This window comes from Corynebacterium faecale (genome assembly GCF_030408735.1).
Classification (GTDB): domain Bacteria; phylum Actinomycetota; class Actinomycetes; order Mycobacteriales; family Mycobacteriaceae; genus Corynebacterium; species Corynebacterium faecale.
The window spans coordinates 1,053,630-1,072,069 of the sequence record NZ_CP047204.1 but is presented as its reverse complement, the minus strand read 5'-3'; the positions used below and the strand labels follow the sequence as shown (position 1 = coordinate 1,072,069).

Genomic DNA, 18,440 nt, shown 5'->3' with positions numbered 1-18,440 from the left:
TAAGAAATCTAGACGGTTACCTGTATATCCACTGGTAATCCATAAATGGTTTTCTAATTGTTATCTCCGGCACGTTTATTAGGGTGCAGCATTGCGCGTGTGGTACCCCCGCTGCAACCACCCTGTGCCTAGACTGTACTGCGTGAGTAACGCCTTCGAGTTCCTTAGTAACTATGTCGAATCCACCACGGACATCGACCCCGCCCTGGCCACCGCTCGAGAGGATGCCGCCGAGTTCGGACTCCCCGTCCCCGATGAGGTGACTGGCCAGTTGATCACCACCCTGGCCGCCACCACCAACGGTGAGGGTTCCACCGGGGCCATCGCGATCACCCCGGCCGCCGGGCTCGTCGGTCTCTATATCCTCCGCGGTCTCGCCCGGGGCACCACTCTCACATGCATCGATCCTGAGACTGAGCACCAGCGCCACGCTAAATCCATTTTCCGCGACGCCGGTTACTCCCCTTCCCGGGTTCGTTTCCTGCCCTCCCGTCCCCTGGACGTGATGGGTCGTTTGGCTTCTGAAAGTTATCAGCTGGTGTTCGGCCAGGTCTCCCCCATGGATCTGCGCGCGTTCATCGATGCCGCGTGGCCGCTCCTCCGCCCGGGCGGGGTCCTTCTCCTCGCTGATGCCCTCCTCGATGGCACCGTGTCGGATGACACCCGCAAAGACCGTGAAACCGTGGCGGCGCGCGAAGCGGATGAGTACGTACGATCCCTCGACGGAGTGCACGTGGCCCGCCTCCCCCTGGGTGCCGGCCTGACACTGGTCACCAAGAAAGCCTGATACCGGGGCGTCGATAAGCACTAAAGAGCGCGCCCCTCGGATAACCGTGGGGCGCGCTGTATGGATAATGCGGTTAAACGATCTGGTTCTTACCTACTGTGACCACACCGCCGGCGCTGATCTTGAAGCGCTGGGAATCGCGCTCACGATCGACACCGATGAGCTCACCTGGGCGGACCACAACGTTCTTGTCCAGGATCGCGTGGCGAACCACAGCACCCTTGCCGATGCGTACGCCAGGCATGAGAACGGCACCTTCCACGGTGGCCCCCTCCTCGACGATGACATCGGAGGACAATACCGAGTTGCGCACGGTGCCGGCAGAGATGATGGAACCCGGCGCAACCATGGATGACTGCGCGATACCGCCCTGAATGAACTTGGCGGGTGGCAGGTTGCCCTCAACAGTGGTGTGGATCGGCCACTCCTTGTTGTAGAGGTTGAAAATCGGGTGCACCGAGATCAGGTCCATGTGGCACTCGTAGAACGCGTCGATGGTACCCACATCACGCCAATAACCCTTGTCGCGCTCGGTGGCACCGGGGATGTGGTTGGCGGAGAAGTCATAAACGTGAGCGTCGGAACGTTCAACGAAATAGGGGATGATGTCTCCGCCCATGTCGTGTTCGGAATCCTCATTCTCCGAGTCATCCTTCAGAGCCTGCACCAGTGCCGCGGTGGTGAACACGTAGTTACCCATGGATGCGAACGTGGCATCAGGGTCATCCGGGGTGCCGGGGGGATCCGCCGGCTTCTCCAGGAATTCCGTGATGTTGCCGTCCTCATCGGACTGGATGCAGCCGAATGCGGTGGCTTCGTGGCGTGGCACGCGGATACCGGCGACGGAGACAGACTTACCGGAGGCGATATGCTCCTCCACCATCTGACTTGGATCCATGCGGTACACGTGATCGGCACCGAAGACGATGACATAATCAGGTTTCTCATCAGAGATGAGGTTGAGTGACTGGAGGATGGCATCCGCGGAACCTGTAAACCAGCGCTTACCCAGACGCTGCTGGGCAGGAACCGAGGCAATGTACTGGCCGGTCGGGCCAGAAACATTCCAGGATACCGAGATATGCCTATCGAGGGAATGTGACTTGTACTGCGTGAGTACATGTATCTTCAGGTACCCGGCGTTCACCAGGTTTGAAAGTACGAAGTCAATAAGACGGTAAGTTCCACCGAAGGGGACGGCCGGTTTGGCACGATCCTCGGTCAGTGGAAACAGACGCTTACCCTCGCCACCAGCGAGAACGATTGCTAAAACATTTGGTCTACCCTTCACAACAACAACCATAAGTCCAAAAAGTAGTTTCTGCTTGGAACCGAGGGAATCTCCATCCAATGGGGTATTCGTGGGGGCTTAAGCGGGGGCAACCCGGGAATCCACCTGGGTGTTTCAAAGCGCTGCAGCGGTGTACACGGCGGGCTAGTCTCAAATGCATGAGAGTCGGAATGATGACAAGAGAATATCCACCAGAGGTGTACGGCGGAGCAGGCGTACATGTAACTGAACTGACCCGTTTCATGCGTGAGATCACCGAGGTGGATGTCCACTGCATGGGCGCACCCCGCGATGCTGAGGGTGTTTATGTCCACGGAGTGGATCCCGCCCTGGACAATGCCAATGCGGCCATTAAAACCCTGTCCACAGGCCTGCGCATGGCGGAAGCCGCCAACAATGTGGATGTTGCCCACTCCCACACCTGGTACGCGGGACTGGGTGGGCACCTCGCCGCCCGTCTGCACGGTGTCCCCCATGTGGCCACCGCCCATTCGCTCGAACCGGACCGTCCGTGGAAGCGTGAGCAGCTCGGTGGCGGATATGATGTTTCCTCCTGGTCTGAGCAAAACGCCATGGAAAACGCCGATGCCGTCATCGCCGTCTCTGCACGCATGAAGGATTCCATCCTCGCGGCCTACCCCCGCATCGAGCCGGACAATGTCCGGATCGTGCTGAATGGAATTGACACCGAACTCTGGCAGCCACGCCCCACCTTCGATGATGCGGAAGACTCAGTCCTGCGCAGGCTTGGTGTTGACCCTCAGCGTCCCATCGTGGCCTTCGTCGGCCGTATCACCCGTCAGAAGGGTGTGGAGCACTTGGTCAAGGCCGCAGCCCACTTCGATGAGGGTGTGCAGCTGGTGCTGTGTGCCGGCGCCCCGGACACCCCGGAGATCGCGGCGCGTACCAAGGCCCTGGTGGAGGACCTCCAGGCCAGGCGTGAGGGCATCTTCTGGGTGCAGGACATGCTGGGCCAGGACAAGATCCAGGAGATCCTCACGGCAGCGGATACCTTTGTCTGTCCCTCGATCTATGAACCATTGGGCATCGTCAATCTTGAGGCCATGGCGTGTAACACCGCTGTGGTGGCCTCTGATGTGGGAGGTATCCCGGAGGTTGTGGTGGATGGCACCACCGGTGCCCTGGTCCACTATGACGATAATGATGTTGAGACCTTCGAACGCGATATCGCCGAGGCCGTGAACAAGATGGTGGCTGACCGTGAGGCCGCCCGGAAGTTCGGTCTGGCCGGTCGGGAGCGTGCCATCAATGATTTCTCCTGGGCCACCATCGCCCAGCAGACCATTGATGTGTACAAGTCCCTGCTGTAAATTTTCATTTCTGGCCACTGACGCCGGGGTGCCCTCATTCAAGCAAGTGACGGCACCCCGGCTCTTTTCTGCCCTCTTTACCCACTCTGAGCTGTACTTTCTCCACAACAATCCCTGTTATCACTACTCTCGATCAACAGATACTGATCTCTATCGGTGATCCACAAGAATCTCAAAGCAACGTGAAGAGCTAGGACTGACACATGGCTGAAACTCCCCACTCCCACCACCGTCCCGAACTGCACCTGACCGCTGAAGACGGTCTCCTGTTCGCTCCGGCAGGGGTGCTTCTCGACGGTGACACCTGGCATGTCTTCCACCAGTACCGTCCCGAACCTGATGCCGGACCGCGCTGGGCGCACCAGTTTTCAGAGCAGGCACCATTTGTCTGGGATATCTGTGATGATGTGTTGGCCCCCAAGGGTGGGGAAACCCAACTCCGTGCCGGTTCCGTGGTGGCGAACAAGGGCGGGGTGGATCTCTACTACACCTCTGTGACTGAAGCTGGTTCCACCATTCACGTGGCCCGCATCGAGGATCTTGCCCCCACCACTGAAACTGTCTCAGAAAATGCCCTCGATCTGGATGCCGGTGTGATCCGCATCGGCAAGGTGGTCAGTGATACTGAGCAGTACACCAACTTCCGCTCCCCCTGTGTCATCCCGGACTGGGAGGATGAGGACAACCGTGAGGATGGCCACGAAGGCTGGTTGATGCTGGCGGTCAGTGGCCCCTCCGATAAGCCGACCCTGGTGATCTTAAGTTCAGCTGATGGTCGCGACTGGGCGGTCAGTGGTCCCCTGAGCTTCAAGGGCCTCACCGGCCTGTCCGATGATGCCGTTCTGGTCAGTCCCCGCCTGATCCGTCTACGCGATGAGGTCGATCATGAGATCTATGATGTTCTCATCGTCACCATTGAACGTGATGGTGTGGATATCTCCGGTTATGTGGTCGGACAGCTCAATAACACTGAGTTTGATGTGGTCACCCCCTTCACCCGGATCGACCACGGTCATGACTTCTCCCGTCCCCGCAACACCAACTACACCGAGGGCACCCAGAAGGTGGAGGAGCGCTATGCCCAGGCCCATATCTTCGGTCTGATGAACGGCATCGGTCGTCTGGATGACCCGACCCGGCACAAGAGCTGGAAGGAGGAGGGCTGGGCCAACACCATTTCTGTGCCACGTGTGGTGACCCTCCAGGATGGCACGCTCTTCCAGACCCCACCTGCGGGCCTCTTGGAAGCCATCTATGAGTCTGATGCGGCAGCTGGTTGGACCGGCCTGTGTGAGATCCCCGCCGGCAGCTCGGTGTCCATTGAACTGCGTGACCAGAAGCGCAACACCGCGGCGATCATCCACCACCGCCATCATGAGTTGGTGATCGATCGTTCCATGAACCCCTACTACGAGGGTGAGGCGGTAGCCCTGGCTCCCCTGTCTGCTGAGGACACTGATTCACTGTTCATCGTGGTGGATGGTTCCACCGTGGAGGTCTTTGCCGACGGTGGCGATGTGTCCATGGCAAGCCGTGTCTATTTTGAAAACGGGCCGATCTACAACTTTGAGGTCACCACCTCAGGCGATGCCACCATTGTTAATTCTCAAGCCCACTACCCCGATGATTTCTCCACCGTCGGACTGCCTGATCTGGATGAGCTGACTCAGTTCGATGCTGATGAGCACCCTCATGAGGGTCCAGTCCGCTAGACAGACATAAAAGAAGCTGGACACACTGTTTGGGTGTCCAGCTTCTTTTTTACACCAGCGTTGAGGAGATACACCCCCTACTACTAATCTTGCTTAGGAAACCTTATAGAAGAACTTCTTAGACCAGAGATCAGGCTGTACCACAATGGTGCCCTGGGTCAGATTTTCTTTAGGAACCGCAAATACAACGTTTCCAGTGACCTTGCCCCCTGTATAGAGGGTGGTGAGAGAATTAAGAGCATCAGGTGCAACTGCATGGTGGTCTGATTCCGTGACCGTAACTCCATCATGAGTCACAAAATTAATGGTCGACCAGAATGTTGAGTCCCCCTCAGAACTCTTTCCTACGTATTTCAGGGTTGCATTCACAAGAACGTAGACGTGTCCTTCAGGAGCGGGACTGTTAAACATATTTGCTTCTAGTACACGGTGATCGGCTGAAAGATCCACCTCATTGATGGTAACTTCCCAGCCGCCATCACGAACTGTAGTGCCCAGTGTGTGTGGGTTATTGCGAGTACCCGGCGCGTTCGGGTCTTCCATGATGGCACTACTGGCCGAGCTTCCTGAGGAGAATGCGTGTGCAACTGCTGGAGTGAATGAACCAGCAACCAGAGCCGTAGCCATGGCTACCGTGAGAAACTTCCTTGACATACAGAACCCCTTTAATCTAGAGACAGGAAACAATCAGCCTTAAGTCGGCTAATTTCAAGCTTAGCCGACCTGCTGACCTTCCTGACACTGACTGTCTCAAAGGGGGCACCCTTGAACACAAAAAACCCACTGTTCAAAAATTTGAACAGTGGGTTTCTGGATAAAAGGAGAATTTAAGCAATGCGCTCCAGGCGGGTGATCCTCGCGCGTGCGGTGACCTCCATCTGCTCTGGCAGTGCCTCGATGCGGGCTGCCAGGGCATCGGGCTTGATGTGGCGGGCAGACGGGCTCATGCCGATCTGGGAGGCGATGGACTTCTGATCCAGCATCATCGGGAACTCCACGAGCTGGCTTTCGCCGACGGGCTGGAGATGACCGGCGGCCTGTTCGATCATGCGGTCAACCTTGCCGTCCTCCACATCGATGATGCCGAGGGGTTCACGCAGTTCAGCGAGGTGTCCGGTGTCGGCGGTGAGCACGATGACCTGGCCCTTGGACTTGAGGATGCGCGCAAACTCCGCTGCATTACGCGGGGCGAAGATCACTGTGATCGCGTCCACGGATTCCGATTGGATGGGCAGACGCGCCCAGGCATCAGCCACGACAGCGCCGAGGCGCGGATGGCATTTGGCCAGGTGCTTGGCGGCGTGCACGGAGACATCAATGCCGATGCCGCGGGCACCGGCGACGGCATCCAGCGTGTGGGAAAGATAATAACCCGTACCTGCGCCGATCTCGCAGATCACGGGTTTGGCGTCATCGGACACCCCGCCGGCGTCCAGCACATCGTGGACGGCATCGGCGATGGATTCGACGAAGGGCGCGAAGTGTCCTCCGGTGAGGAAAGTTTCACGGGCGCCGATCATGTCAGCATCATCGCCGGAGTAACGGAGACCCGCTCCCCCGGCGAGGGTCACATAGCCCTGGCGGGCGACATCGTAGGAATGCCCGGACTCAGAAACCAATCGGGTGAAATCATCTGCGCCCTGCAGCGGGGTGCCGTCGATCGGATCCGCCAGAACATCAATGATGTGTGAAAGCACTGTCGCATTACTCCTTGAAATGGGTGTTGACCACGTCGGGTCAATACTACCCCTGTGATCACCCGGGAGGAGTTACTGGGCTGCTTCGAGGAGCAGGGCGCCGAGTTCGGCTGCCTCTTCCTTGTTCAGTTCCACAACCAGGCGTCCGCCACCGTCAGAGGGAATCCTCATCACAATCTTGCGGCTTTCCTCGACCGCTTCCATTGGTCCGCTACCGGTCCGTGGCTTCATTGCTGCCATGTTGATTCCAGCTCCTAACACAGATAAAAAGTCCGCACGATATGCGGCTAAGTACCTATTTTACCCGTTTTCTGGATTCTTGGTCGGAAAAGTCCTGCTCATCCATCTTCTCCAGGCGGGCGGTTAAGGAATCTACCTGCCATTTCAGGTGTGCGACCACGTCGTCCACCTGATCCTGACGGTAACCACGCAGGACAGTGTCAAACATAATGTCATTGATCTCACCATTTCCCACCACGCGGCGGTTATGCTCGATCACATCATCATTATCCGGCAGCGGCATGGCTTCCTCGCCCCGGCCGAACAGCTTGGCGAACAGCCAGGAGAACAGCACGACGAGTGCCGCGAGCACAACGATCATCACGATCCAGGTCAACATGCCAACGAGTCTAACGGATCGCGTTGGAGAATCTGCACGTCCTGACCACTTCTCTGCAGGATGGTCGCGGCCACAACATCCGCCATGTCACCGAGTGCGCTGAGCGGCTGATGGTGGTGGCATCGTTGTCCCAGATCCACCTGCGCGATGGAGTCCACTCCGTGGGTGGTGGCTACGTCGATAAGCAGGCCGGCCTCCACCCCGTAACCGGCCACAAAAGGCAGACCGCGCGCCGTGGAACGTCGGATGGCGTATTCGCCGCCGAGCGGCTGGCGGATATGCGCCAGGTCGGGGAACAGCAGACGCAGCAGGGGTTTGGCGGTGAGCTCGGTGACGCGGCCGCCACCGGTGGGTTTATCACCGAAGGTGCGCACGTAGTCCGCGCGCACCATGTGGATGCCCGGGTTGGAAAAAGGCTCGACGAGGGTGCGGATCATGCCGGGTCGCATGGAGGTGAGGTCGGCATCCACAAACACCACGATGTCCCCGGTCGCCGCCTCCACGCCGCGCCACAGGGACTCCCCCTTCCCCGGTTGCGTGGGCACCGCGGGCAGGATCTCACGCCAGTTGAACACGGTCGCCCCTGCCCGGCGCGCATTCTCGGCAGTGGAGTCGGTGGAATCCGCATCAATCACGATCACCTCATCCGGTGAATCAGCCAGCACGGCGGCCACCACCGCGGCCACCGTCGGCGCCTCGTTCAGCGCGGGTATAACGACGCTTATCGACGTCACACCAACCCCCTCATGGTGTTCAACGGCGCGGTATCACCCTTGATGGCGGCGGTCATCTGAAGCACATCGAAGGTATCGGCCACCTCGTGGACGCGGAAGGCGGCACACCCCCGGGCAGCGGCCCACGCGGTGGCGGCGAGTGTTCCGGGCACCCGCTGATCCACGGGGCGGTTGACGGTCTCCCCGATGAAGTCCTTGTTGCTCAGGGCCATGAGCACGGGCCAGCCGGTGGCCACGATCTCATCGATGCGGCGCAGCAGTTCCAGACCGTGGAAGGTGTTCTTGCCAAAATCATGGGTGGGGTCGATGAAGATCCTGTCCTCCGGTACACCTGCACGCACCGCTTTTTCCGCAAGCAGAGTGGTTTCGCGGATGACATCGGCGACAACATCATCAAAGTGGACCCGGTGGGGTCTGGTTCGTGGGACCACTCCCCCGGTGTGGGAGCACACATAACCCACGCGGTGGTGGCCGGCGACTTCGAGCAACTCCGGGTCGTGGCCTGCCCAGGTGTCATTGACCAGGGTGGCACCGGCCCGGATGGCCTCATCAGCCACATCGGCGCGCCAGGTATCCACGGAGATGGCCACATCTGGGAATCTGGCATGCACCGCTGCGATGGTGGGAACCACGCGGTCGATCTCCTCCGCTGCGGAGACGAATTCCCCCGGCCCTGCCTTCACCCCACCGATATCGATAATGCCTGCGCCCTGTTCAATGACGGTGGCCACGCGTTCCAGTGCCTTGGTGTCCTCGAAGGTGGCTCCCTTGTCATAGAAGGAATCCGGGGTGCGGTTGATGATGGCCATGATCACCGGAAGGTCACCGGTGGCATAGGCGGAGGGGAAACTCATATGACTAATGTAGCCATACCTAGTTGTGTCGGCGGGCCACGTCCAGCCCCGCGTGGGCATCCACGATGAACTTCACAGCCTCATCCACATCATCGGTGATGAGGACACGGTCGATGTCATCAGAAGCGATCATGCCCTCCTCCACGAGGCGGTCGCGGATCCAATCAGCCAGGCCAGCCCAGAATTTGGTGCCGATGAGCACGATCGGGAAGTTGGTCACCTTTCCGGTCTGCACCATGCAGAGCACCTCGAAGAGCTCATCCAGGGTGCCGAAACCACCCGGCAGACACACAAACGCCTGGGAGTACTTGAGGAACATGGTCTTGCGGGCGAAGAAATACCGGAAATTCAGGCCCAGATCCACATAGGGGTTGAGCCGCTGTTCATGGGGCAGTTCGATGCCGAGTCCCACGCTGAGTCCCCCTGCTTCGCAGGCACCCTTGTTGGGGGCTTCCATCAGGCCGGGGCCACCGCCGGTGACCACGGCGTATTCCGCCTCCACGAGTTTCTCACCGAGTTCCACACCCTGGGTGTAGTAGGGGTGATCTTTTTTGATGCGGGCGGAACCGAAGACGGTGACGGCCTTGGGCATCTCATGGAGGGCATCGAAACCCGCCACGAATTCACCCTGGATGCGCAGGACCCGCCAGGGGTCGGCGTGCTTCCAATCATGATCGGCACGCATCTCCAGAAGACGCTGATCGAAGGTGCTGCCCTCCGGCTGGGTCTCCTGCCTCCTGCGGAGAACCGGGCCGATGAGCATGCGGTTCTTCTCATCATCGGGGGTTTTGTGTGGAGCCATGATGTGCCCTCCTGATCGCTAAAGTGATGGATCTTCCACGATAACCGCGCGCGTGCACCTTTGCCCGGTTAGGAACGCAGATAGGTGTAGAGGATGTCGGCCACCTCGGTGATCTGGCCGACTGGACACTGTTCATCACGCCTGTGGGCAAACGAGGGATCACCCGCGCCGAAATTGAGGGCCGGCACTCCGAGGGCGGAGAAGCGTGCGACATCGGTCCATCCGTATTTGGCGCGGATCTTCTCCCGCCCGACGGCCTCTACCAGGCCGGCGGTGACCTCCAGGCCCAGGCCCGGGAGGGCGCCACCGGCGGCGTCGTCAAGCGTCCAGGTGATACCCGGTGTGCTGTCCAGTCCCAGGGCCCGGACCACATGGGCGGCCGCGTCCTTAGTGGAGCGGTTCGGGGCGAACCGGAAATTTATGTTGATCCAGGCTTCATCAGGAATGACGTTGTTGGCCACACCGGCTTGCGCCCAGACCACGTTGAGTCCCTCGCGGTAGGTCAGGCCATCGATCTCCACATCGTGGATCCCGTATTCTGCAACCCGCGACATGATGGGGGTGAGCTTATGGATGGCATTGTCGCCCATCCAGCCACGCGCACTGTGGGCACGCGTTCCATGGGCCGTGACCCGCAGACGCAGATTGCCCTGGCACCCGGCTTCTATCCACGCACCGGTGGGTTCCCCCAGCAGCGCCAGATCCCCCTCCAACCAGTTCGGGTGTTCCTTTTCGATGTGGCCCAGACCGTTGCGATCCTCGGAGACCTCCTCCCCCTCGTAGGCGATGAAGGTGAGGTCCCGGGTCAGGGGTGCGTTGTCATGGATGAGTCGGGCGAAGGTGTGCAGATACACAGCCAGGCCGGACTTCATATCCACAGACCCGCAGCCGAAGAGAGTGTCCTCGCCCTTCGCGTTTGCCCCCCGGTGGCCTGGAACGTTATCGGCGATCGGAACGGTGTCCACATGACCCGCCAGAATCACCCGCCTGGGCAGGCCACGATGGGTGCGGGCAAGAACATTGTTGTTGAAGCGCAGCACCTCCACACCGGGTAGATTTATGTCTAGGAGGCTTTGCTGGATAACATCAGCAATCAGCTTCTCGCGGCCCGAAGGACTGGGCAGGTCCACCAGCTTCTCCGTGAGGAGAATGGGATCCATGAGAAGGTCGAGGACGGGGGGCGGAGTTGGATTTTGTTCCACCCCCTCAGAGTACAAACCCTACGGGTACAAACCAATGAATGATCAAAAGTGTGGAAAGTGTGAGCAGCAATGAATGCAGCCCTGAACACCTCTCTAAAAACCTCTGCCAATGCCGGCTACACGGATGCCGGTAATCGTAAGGGCGCGGTCGGACTAGGCATCGCAAACATCGCCATGGACGGCACGGTCCTGGATACCTGGTACCCGGACCCAACGCTCATCGACCCTGACAACTGGACCGAGTCCTATCCCCTGGAAACCGGCTCCGTCCGCCTCGGAGCCCGTGACCTCACCCCCAGAATGCTCCAGCTGGTCAAACTGGATGAGGACCGCCTGGTGGAGCAGGTCGCGGTGCGCACCATCATCGAGGATTTAGACGCACCCCCGAAAGACGCACACGATGTATACCTGCGTCTGCACCTGCTCTCCCACCGCCTGGTGCGTCCGCATGAACTCCACATGTCCGAAACCCTCGACCGCCTGTCCAATGTGGTCTGGACCAACAAGGGCCCCTGCCTACCGGAGAACTTCGAATGGGTCCGTGCGGCCCTGCGCTCCCGCGGTCTGATCCACGTCTACTGCGTGGACCGGTTGCCACGCATGGTCGACTATGTGGTGCCCTACGGTGTGCGCATCTCTGAAGCTGAACGTGTCCGTCTGGGTGCCTACCTGGCACCGGGTACCTCCGTGCTGCGCGAGGGATTTGTGTCCTTCAACTCAGGAACCCTGGGTGCCGCAAAGGTGGAGGGACGTCTGTCATCTGGCACGGTGATCGGCGCCCGCTCTGAAATCGGCCTGTCCGCCACGGTGATGTCCCCGCGTGACTCTGAAGGCCGCCGCCTCTACCTGGGCATTGGTGAGGACTGCAAGTTCGGCGTGAGCTCCGGAATCATCGGTGTCTCCCTCGGCGACAACTGCCACATCGGCAACAACATCGTCCTCGACTGCGACACCCCGATCTGGTTCGCGGATGAGGGTGAAGAACGCACCGTCAAGGAGATCGAGGGACAGTCCAACTGGTCCATCAAACGGGAGAAGGGCTTCCATGAACCGGTCGCCCGCCGCATCCCACCCCGCTCCAAGTCCGGTTCGGGCAAACACAGCTAGGCGGTGGTGTGGACCGGCCCCCCTTTTCGTTAAAACCGCCACCGCGGTTTACGGTAATACCATGGCAATCAGCGAAGGTTCCGCGGCAGCCACACACAACGCTGCCCCCGGGACGTCAACTACATCGTCTACTCAAGACACACAAAGAGAACTGGGTACGGGCCTCCGGACGCGTCACCTCACCATGATGGGCCTGGGTTCCGCGATCGGTGCGGGCCTGTTCCTGGGCACCGGTGTGGGCATCCGCGCAGCCGGACCCGCCGTGTTACTTGCCTACATCGCCGCCGGTGCGATCGTGGTGCTGGTCATGCAGATGCTGGGTGAGATGGCCGCCGCCCGCCCCCATTCAGGTAGTTTCGCCCGCTACGGCAAAGATGCCTTCGGACACTGGGCCGGCTTCTCCCTCGGCTGGTTGTACTGGTTCCTGCTCATCATGGTCATGGGCGCTGAAATGACCGGTGCGGCAGCAATCATGAGCGCCTGGTTCGGGGTGGATCCCTGGATCCCGGCTCTGGTGTGCGTGGTGTTCTTCGCCGCGGTGAACCTGGCTGCAGTGCGAGGTTTCGGCGAGTTCGAGTACTGGTTCGCGTTCATCAAGGTTGCGGTGATCGTGGTGTTCCTCTTCATCGGAGCTGCACTGATCTTCGGTCTACTCCCCGGTTCCACCTTCGTGGGTACCAGCAACTTCATCGGCGAGGACGGCTTCATGCCCAATGGTCTTTCCGGTGTGGCCGCGGGACTGTTGGCTGTGGCTTTCGCCTTCGGTGGCATTGAGATCGTGACCATCGCAGCCGCGGAATCCGATAAGCCCCGCCGAGCGATTTCACTTGCAGTGCGTGCCGTGATCTGGCGCATCTCCGTGTTCTACCTGGGTTCTGTCCTCGTGATCACGTTCCTCCTCCCCTATGAATCCATCGACAACGCGGAAACCGCAGCAGACTCTCCCTTCACCCGGGTTCTGGACATGGCGAATATCCCCGGTGCCGTCGGCCTGATGGAGGCTGTCATTGTCTTGGCGCTGCTCTCCGCTTTCAACGCCCAGATCTACGCCACGTCCCGCCTGGTTTTCGCCATGGGACGCAACCATGATGCACCTAAACTGTTTGGCAACCTGAGCAACAGTGGTGTGCCCACAGCAGCGGTCATGCTGTCGATGTTCTTCGCCTTCGTGTCCGTGGCCCTCCAGTATTTCAACCCAGCCGGACTGTTGGATTTCCTCCTCAATGCCGTGGGCGGTTGTCTCCTGGTGGTCTGGGCGATGATCGCCCTGTCCCAGCTGAAATTACGCCCCGAATTGGAACGCAACGGCGAGATCTCCACGGTCCGCATGTGGGCCCACCCGTGGCTGGGTATCCTCACCCTGGTGATGTTGGCTGGTCTGGTGCTCCTCATGCTCGGTGATGCCGGTTCCCGCTCCCAGGTGTTTTCCGTGGTTGTCGTATTCGGTTTCCTGGTGCTGCTGTCCTTTGCCACCACCAACAGCCCCCTGCGGAAGAAGCGCACTGGACTGATAGACCGATAGAAATTATTGTGGTGGAATGACTTCCGCTTCTGCGACTGGAATTGCCACCACTACGCCCTCGGGCGATGTCCTCGATGTCTGGTACCCGACCCCCGCGCTGGGCCGGGCCGAGAACATGGAAGCCCTACTGGATCCCCTCATCGGTGCCGATGATGCCCGTGATGTCACCCGGACCATCATCCACACCCACATCCCCGACCTGGACCAGCCCCCGGTGGATTCTGCGGACGCATGGCTGCGGCTCCACCTTCTCTCACACCGCCTGATCAAGCCACATGGCTTGAATTTGGATGGCATCTTCGATCTTCTTGCCACCGTTGTCTGGACAAACTATGGCCCCTGCGCCGTTGAGGGATTCCAGCTCACCCGCGCCCGCCTCTCCCGCCGCGGCCAGGTCACCGTGTATTCAGTGGATAAATTCCCCCGCATGGTTGACTACGTCCTGCCCTCCGGGGTCCGGATCGGTGATGCCGACCGCGTGCGGTTGGGCGCGCATCTCGCAGAGGGCACGACGGTGATGCACGAAGGATTCATCAACTTCAACGCGGGCACGCTTGGCCGCTCCATGGTGGAGGGACGCATCTCAGCCGGCGTGACCATTGGCGACGGCACCGACATAGGTGGCGGCGCCTCGATCATGGGCACACTCTCCGGCGGCGGCGAACACGTCATCAGTCTCGGCGAGCGCTGTCTCCTTGGAGCAAACTCCGGCTGCGGCATCCCCCTCGGCGATGATTGCATCATTGAATCCGGCCTCTACATCACCGCCGGTACCAAAGTGCTTATCGACGGCGCGACCGTCAAAGCCGCAGACCTCTCAGGGCGCAGCGGCCTGGTCTTTCGACGCAACTCCACCACCGGCGTGGTGGAGGCGGTCCCCAACCGCATGACCGTCACCCTCAACCCCGACCTTCATTAAATTTCTCCAGGGCCGCTGCCCTGATCCGCTTGAAACGGGCCTCCATGCGTGATCTGAGTGTCTGCCCCCATGTGCCTGTGGGCATCACGGGGGCCAGGGGTCCCATCGGTGTTGTCACCATCGGTTGGTTCATCGGACCGATCCACGTCACCTCCCCCACCGCGTTGATATCCGCCTGGAAGCGACCATCTGTTTTCATGTTGTGATGGTGCTGGCAGAGGCACTGGAGGTTCCATGCCACCGTCAATCCACCCTGACCCCAGGGGATGATGTGATCGATCTGGCATTGATCAGCTGGCACCCTACACCCCGGCATCCTGCAGTGGCCATCACGCGCCCGCACATGGTTTGCCAGCCCCTCACTGGGCCGATAACCCTTCTCCACGGCGTTGGCGTGACAATCCAGGTCAACCACCCGGCTGGCGCCTTGGCAGTCCCAGTCGAAGTACCCCACCCCTGGCATCCAGGAGAGGCCGCCGTTCTGTGGCGTGTAGATGTTCTGAATGATCTTCACGGGTGCCTCACTGTCCAGAAAGGCCCTCAGGGCATCGACATTGGTCATGCCCTCCTCCCGGACCTTGGACAGTGCCTCTGCGAGGTGGTGACCATCAGTCGGGTTGATCCTGCCGCGGATATGGGCCATGCCGTTCTCGAAGCGTACGGTCAGATACTCCTGCGGAGCCCCCGGTTCCACCGCGGGTTCCTTCCCGAATGCAGGATCCAGCTCCTTGATCCACCTGGTGATCAGGCCTGCGAGATCGTGCGCCTGGATCATCACCTCATTGGCCACCCGTGGAGTCAACCGCTCAACGATGCGGCGATCCAGCTCCTCCCACAGTTCCTCCTCTGCGCGGGCAACAGCAGTCATGATCCTGGAGACGAAAGCCACGCTCAGTGGGTAATGCTTCTCCTGCAACGCCCGGAGTCTGGGCAGCTTGTCCATGGCGGCGACCGCATTGAGCCCGTTGTTGACCTCGGTGCGGTTCATGCCCGTCAGCCGCATCAGTTCGACGATGAGTGAGTCGGCGTCATGCGTGTCATCGTCGATCAACGTGAGCCACATCTGGTGTTCGGACATGTTCCTGTCGGCTATGACATGTGAGACCGGACTGGCCGGATCCTGGTGACTGAAGAAGACGTCAACGGTGATCATTATTCCCCCCTTTCGATAATGTGTTCCCCTCCATCCTCACCCGACCGCCACCCAAAAGCAAGGCTTTTATCAAACAAGTTTTCGATTATGTTTCACAGTCGACACCTGTGCAAAAAGAAAAAAGGGAGCCCTCAGGCTCCCTCTGGTTCAGTGCTTCCCCTCTACCGCGGATCAGACATGACAACAATCCTTGTCCTGGGCTTGCGGAAGGCCCAGTACTTGTTCACCAGGAAGTTCACGGGCATGGAGATCACGATGGAAATCACGAGCGCCCAGTAGAACTTGGTGCGGAATCCGGTGGAATCGTCAAAGATCTCAGAGGATAGTGCGATGGGCGAGCTGGGGTTCATCAGCAGGGTGGTCACAATCTGACTGACGATGAAAGCAACGAGGCCTGTCGCCAGAAAGGGGAAGAAACCGCGCCACCAGGACCGCATCTCCTTTGTCTTGAAGGTCCACATGCGGTTGAGCTGGTAGTTCCACGTATTGGCCACCAGGAAGGCGATGGTCATGAACACGTGATACCAGCGGATATTGAAGTCGGTACCCAGGAGATTCATGAAGGGATCGTGCTCGGAGATACCGCTCGTCCAGCCTGCGATTTTCTTCGCCAATGCAGCTACAAGGAGGTTTACCACGGTGCCGGAGCCACCCACCAACCCGAACTTCAGGAACTGTCGGGTCGTCCTTCGAAGGCGAGTTTCCCAGCCACGTTTTTCGGAACTCAACACGCCTCTTCCAATGTCAAAAAACAGTTTTAGGGATTCAATCCTAGCCCTTCGCGGGCGTGTTGATAAAACCGTCAGGAAAGGCGTGTGACAGCAGCCTCGATACGCTCGTCCACCTCAGTGAGGGCAACGCGGACATGAAGTGCGCCACGTGGACCATAGAAGTCACCGGGGGCGACCAGGATGCCGCGCTCGGCGAACCAGTCCACCGTGTCCCGGCAGGGCTCATCGCGGGTGGCCCAGAGGTAGAGACCAGCCTCGGAATTGTCGATGCGGAAACCCGCCCCGATCAGGGCCTTCATCAGCGCTAAACGACGACGTGCATACACCAGCTTCTGCCCCGCCTCCTGCAGATCATCATTGAGCGCGGCGATCATCGCCTGCTGGATGGCGTGGGGAACCATGAGACCCAGGTTCTTGCGTGCTTCGGTCAGCTCACCCACCAGGGAGGTGTCCCCCACGATGTATCCAGCGCGGTAGGAGGCCATGTTGGAGGTCTTGGACAGCGAGTGGATGGCCAACAGGTTGGTGTGGTCACCATCGCAGACCCGCGGGTCCAGGATGGAGACGGGCTCATTGTCATCATCCCAGCCCAGACCCAGGTAACATTCGTCCGCTGCGATGATCACGTCATTGTCCCGCGCCCATTCCACAACCTTGCGCAGGTGTGGAATACCCAGCACCTTGCCGGTCGGGTTGGACGGTGAATTGAGGAACATCAGTGACGGGACCTCGGGTCCCAGCTTCAGCAACGAATCCGAACGACGTACCCGCGCACCGGCGGCCACCGCGGCGACCTCATAGGTCGGATATGCGATCTCCGGGATCACCACGGTGTGCCCGGAGAGGCCGAGCATCGTGGGCAGGAGAGCGATCGCCTCCTTGGTGCCCACCACGGGGATCACGGAGGCGTCGACAAGCGCTGTCATGTTGTAGCGGCGCAGCAGCGCCGCGCGGATCGCAGACCGCAGTTCGGGGGTGCCGATGGTCTGCGGGTAACCGGAGAACCCCGCGGCCTCCGAAAGCGCGATCTGGATTCCGGGGGCGACCGGATCAACCGGGGTGCCAACCGACAGATTCACAATGCCATCCGGATGCGCACTCGCCTGTGCTTTCGCGGAGGCTAGTGAATCCCAGGGGAAGTCCGGGAGGATGGTGGCTAAGGGGGTGCGGGGTTTACGGGTCATGAATGTACAGATTAGGCCTGCGGGGGCAGCGCCGCGATCAGGGGGTGATCAAAGTCCTGCGGTCCGAGCTTCGCCGCGCCACCCGGGGAACCGAGATCGTCGAAGAAACCAACATTGGCATCGTTGTAGTCGAGCCACTCGTCTGGAACATCGTCCTCGTAGAAGATCGCCTCGACCGGACAGGCCGGCTCGCAGGCACCACAGTCGACGCACTCATCCGGGTGGATGTACAGCATGCGCTTGCCTTCGTAGATGCAGTCGACGGGGCACTCTTCAACGCAGGCACGGTCCAAGACGTCAACGCAGGGCTGTGCGATTGTATAGGTCATTGGTACTCGAAAACTCCTGGCTCGTTATAAATGGAAGAACATGACAATCCTAATGGCTTCATTATGCTACGTGCCCTTCATCAAGGGCCAAATCCCCCCGGCCAAACCAACAAAAAGTAGGAGCACGGAGCGGATGTTCGAGCCCACCAGTTGATCCCCCACCGCCAGGGGCCAGATGAGGAACAGGGCAAAGCCCAGGGTCCACACGAACAGGGGGATCGCAGCCACCGGCCTACTATCGGTCCACAGCATGGAAGTCCTGGTCAGGACCATATTGAAGAAGAACGCGATGATGATCGTGTACGGGAACGCCATGGCCATCCCCCCGGGCAGTGTGATCCACGTCCCCAGGTACACCACCTCCAGCAACAGTGATATCCCAGCCGCGAGACTGAGCCAGAAAATACCACCGATCACCTCACCCCGGGATAGTCCCCGGTGAATGAAACTCTTATTACGTTCCACG

Annotated in this window: 20 protein-coding genes; 6 read left to right on the top strand and 14 right to left on the bottom strand. The window is 59.8% G+C overall.

The features are described from left to right. Positions 1-142: 142 nt before the first annotated feature. Positions 143-787, top strand: coding sequence for an O-methyltransferase (locus CFAEC_RS05030; RefSeq protein ID WP_290279385.1), 645 nt, complete (start codon positions 143-145; stop codon positions 785-787). A 73-nt stretch (positions 788-860) separates the two neighbouring features. On the opposite strand, the gene glgC is transcribed toward CFAEC_RS05030, so the two are convergent. Continuing rightward, on the bottom strand, positions 861-2,090 hold the full coding sequence (gene glgC, locus CFAEC_RS05025; RefSeq protein WP_290279384.1) for a glucose-1-phosphate adenylyltransferase: 1,230 nt from the start codon (positions 2,088-2,090) through the stop codon (positions 861-863). 146 nt (positions 2,091-2,236) lie between these two features. On the opposite strand from glgC, the gene glgA reads away from it, so the two are divergent. Both glgA and CFAEC_RS05015 read left to right on the top strand, forming a co-directional pair. Beyond that, complete coding sequence (gene glgA / locus CFAEC_RS05020) at positions 2,237-3,409, top strand: glycogen synthase (RefSeq protein WP_290279381.1); 1,173 nt, start codon at positions 2,237-2,239, stop codon at positions 3,407-3,409. A gap of 203 nt (positions 3,410-3,612) precedes the next feature. After that, a complete protein-coding gene (locus CFAEC_RS05015; RefSeq protein ID WP_290279380.1) occupies positions 3,613-5,121 on the top strand; it encodes a GH32 C-terminal domain-containing protein in 1,509 nt (502 codons plus the stop codon). 93 nt (positions 5,122-5,214) lie between these two features. Here the strand turns inward: CFAEC_RS05015 and CFAEC_RS05010 are convergent, their stop codons facing one another. The 8 genes from CFAEC_RS05010 to dapE all read right to left on the bottom strand — a co-directional run bounded on the left by CFAEC_RS05010 (position 5,215) and on the right by dapE (position 10,987). Continuing rightward, entirely contained in the window at positions 5,215-5,775 is a 561-nt protein-coding gene (locus tag CFAEC_RS05010; RefSeq protein ID WP_290279378.1) for a DUF4352 domain-containing protein, read from the bottom strand. 173 nt (positions 5,776-5,948) lie between these two features. Then, the gene (locus CFAEC_RS05005) at positions 5,949-6,818 is read right to left on the bottom strand and encodes a methyltransferase domain-containing protein (protein ID WP_290279377.1); all 870 of its coding nucleotides are present in this window, start codon (positions 6,816-6,818) and stop codon (positions 5,949-5,951) included. A gap of 72 nt (positions 6,819-6,890) precedes the next feature. Beyond that, positions 6,891-7,058 (bottom strand): DUF3117 domain-containing protein, encoded by a 168-nt coding sequence (locus CFAEC_RS05000; protein WP_290279376.1) that lies wholly within the window; start codon positions 7,056-7,058, stop codon positions 6,891-6,893. A gap of 55 nt (positions 7,059-7,113) precedes the next feature. Further along, positions 7,114-7,437, bottom strand: a complete 324-nt coding sequence (locus CFAEC_RS04995) for a DivIVA domain-containing protein (protein WP_290279375.1) — start codon at positions 7,435-7,437, stop codon at positions 7,114-7,116. Beyond that, a complete protein-coding gene (locus CFAEC_RS04990; RefSeq protein ID WP_290279374.1) occupies positions 7,431-8,171 on the bottom strand; it encodes a glucosyl-3-phosphoglycerate synthase in 741 nt (246 codons plus the stop codon). The genes CFAEC_RS04995 and CFAEC_RS04990 overlap by 7 nt, the downstream gene beginning before the upstream one ends. Continuing rightward, the gene (folP, locus tag CFAEC_RS04985) at positions 8,168-9,025 is read right to left on the bottom strand and encodes a dihydropteroate synthase (protein WP_290279373.1); all 858 of its coding nucleotides are present in this window, start codon (positions 9,023-9,025) and stop codon (positions 8,168-8,170) included. The genes CFAEC_RS04990 and folP overlap by 4 nt, the downstream gene beginning before the upstream one ends. Before the next feature lie 19 nt (positions 9,026-9,044). Continuing rightward, positions 9,045-9,827, bottom strand: coding sequence for an LOG family protein (locus CFAEC_RS04980; protein ID WP_290279372.1), 783 nt, complete (start codon positions 9,825-9,827; stop codon positions 9,045-9,047). A 68-nt stretch (positions 9,828-9,895) separates the two neighbouring features. Then, positions 9,896-10,987: a succinyl-diaminopimelate desuccinylase gene (gene dapE / locus CFAEC_RS04975; protein WP_290279809.1), complete on the bottom strand. Its 1,092-nt coding sequence runs from the start codon at positions 10,985-10,987 to the stop codon at positions 9,896-9,898. A 216-nt stretch (positions 10,988-11,203) separates the two neighbouring features. Here dapE and CFAEC_RS04970 point away from each other — a divergent pair, with 216 nt between their 5' ends. The 3 genes from CFAEC_RS04970 to dapD all read left to right on the top strand — a co-directional run bounded on the left by CFAEC_RS04970 (position 11,204) and on the right by dapD (position 14,577). Next, entirely contained in the window at positions 11,204-12,136 is a 933-nt protein-coding gene (locus CFAEC_RS04970) for a DapH/DapD/GlmU-related protein (RefSeq protein ID WP_290279808.1), read from the top strand. Positions 12,137-12,197: 61 nt separating this feature from the next. Next, the gene (gene aroP / locus CFAEC_RS04965) at positions 12,198-13,658 is read left to right on the top strand and encodes an aromatic amino acid transport protein AroP (RefSeq protein WP_290279371.1); all 1,461 of its coding nucleotides are present in this window, start codon (positions 12,198-12,200) and stop codon (positions 13,656-13,658) included. Between the two features lie 16 nt (positions 13,659-13,674). Next, entirely contained in the window at positions 13,675-14,577 is a 903-nt protein-coding gene (dapD, locus tag CFAEC_RS04960) for a 2,3,4,5-tetrahydropyridine-2,6-dicarboxylate N-succinyltransferase (protein ID WP_290279370.1), read from the top strand. Here the strand turns inward: dapD and CFAEC_RS04955 are convergent. The 5 genes from CFAEC_RS04955 to CFAEC_RS04935 all read right to left on the bottom strand — a co-directional run bounded on the left by CFAEC_RS04955 (position 14,558) and on the right by CFAEC_RS04935 (position 18,439). Further along, positions 14,558-15,730: an HNH endonuclease signature motif containing protein gene (locus CFAEC_RS04955; protein ID WP_290279368.1), complete on the bottom strand. Its 1,173-nt coding sequence runs from the start codon at positions 15,728-15,730 to the stop codon at positions 14,558-14,560. The genes dapD and CFAEC_RS04955 overlap by 20 nt on opposite strands. Positions 15,731-15,891: 161 nt before the next feature. Then, entirely contained in the window at positions 15,892-16,458 is a 567-nt protein-coding gene (locus tag CFAEC_RS04950) for a GtrA family protein (RefSeq protein WP_290279807.1), read from the bottom strand. 74 nt (positions 16,459-16,532) lie between these two features. Continuing rightward, positions 16,533-17,645, bottom strand: coding sequence for a succinyldiaminopimelate transaminase (gene dapC, locus CFAEC_RS04945; protein WP_290279366.1), 1,113 nt, complete (start codon positions 17,643-17,645; stop codon positions 16,533-16,535). Between the two features lie 11 nt (positions 17,646-17,656). After that, a complete protein-coding gene (gene fdxA / locus CFAEC_RS04940) occupies positions 17,657-17,974 on the bottom strand; it encodes a ferredoxin (protein ID WP_290279365.1) in 318 nt (105 codons plus the stop codon). A gap of 66 nt (positions 17,975-18,040) precedes the next feature. Next, entirely contained in the window at positions 18,041-18,439 is a 399-nt protein-coding gene (locus tag CFAEC_RS04935; protein ID WP_290279363.1) for a hypothetical protein, read from the bottom strand. Between the last annotated feature and the right edge of the window lies 1 nt (position 18,440).

Bases quoted from the DNA above. Each gene is read 5' to 3' on its own strand.
- glgC (WP_290279384.1), bottom strand. From the start codon at position 2,090: ATGGTTGTTGTTGTGAAGGGTAGACCAAATGTTTTAGCAATCGTTCTC.
- glgA (WP_290279381.1), top strand. From the start codon at position 2,237: ATGAGAGTCGGAATGATGACAAGAGAATATCCACCAGAGGTGTACGGC.
- CFAEC_RS05015 (WP_290279380.1), top strand. From the start codon at position 3,613: ATGGCTGAAACTCCCCACTCCCACCACCGTCCCGAACTGCACCTGACC.
- CFAEC_RS05010 (WP_290279378.1), bottom strand. From the start codon at position 5,775: ATGTCAAGGAAGTTTCTCACGGTAGCCATGGCTACGGCTCTGGTTGCT.
- CFAEC_RS05000 (WP_290279376.1), bottom strand. From the start codon at position 7,058: ATGGCAGCAATGAAGCCACGGACCGGTAGCGGACCAATGGAAGCGGTC.
- CFAEC_RS04995 (WP_290279375.1), bottom strand. From the start codon at position 7,437: ATGTTGACCTGGATCGTGATGATCGTTGTGCTCGCGGCACTCGTCGTG.
- folP (WP_290279373.1), bottom strand. From the start codon at position 9,025: ATGAGTTTCCCCTCCGCCTATGCCACCGGTGACCTTCCGGTGATCATG.
- CFAEC_RS04980 (WP_290279372.1), bottom strand. From the start codon at position 9,827: ATGGCTCCACACAAAACCCCCGATGATGAGAAGAACCGCATGCTCATC.
- dapE (WP_290279809.1), bottom strand. From the start codon at position 10,987: ATGGATCCCATTCTCCTCACGGAGAAGCTGGTGGACCTGCCCAGTCCT.
- CFAEC_RS04970 (WP_290279808.1), top strand. From the start codon at position 11,204: ATGGACGGCACGGTCCTGGATACCTGGTACCCGGACCCAACGCTCATC.
- aroP (WP_290279371.1), top strand. From the start codon at position 12,198: ATGGCAATCAGCGAAGGTTCCGCGGCAGCCACACACAACGCTGCCCCC.
- dapD (WP_290279370.1), top strand. From the start codon at position 13,675: ATGACTTCCGCTTCTGCGACTGGAATTGCCACCACTACGCCCTCGGGC.
- CFAEC_RS04955 (WP_290279368.1), bottom strand. From the start codon at position 15,730: ATGATCACCGTTGACGTCTTCTTCAGTCACCAGGATCCGGCCAGTCCG.
- dapC (WP_290279366.1), bottom strand. From the start codon at position 17,645: ATGACCCGTAAACCCCGCACCCCCTTAGCCACCATCCTCCCGGACTTC.
- fdxA (WP_290279365.1), bottom strand. From the start codon at position 17,974: ATGACCTATACAATCGCACAGCCCTGCGTTGACGTCTTGGACCGTGCC.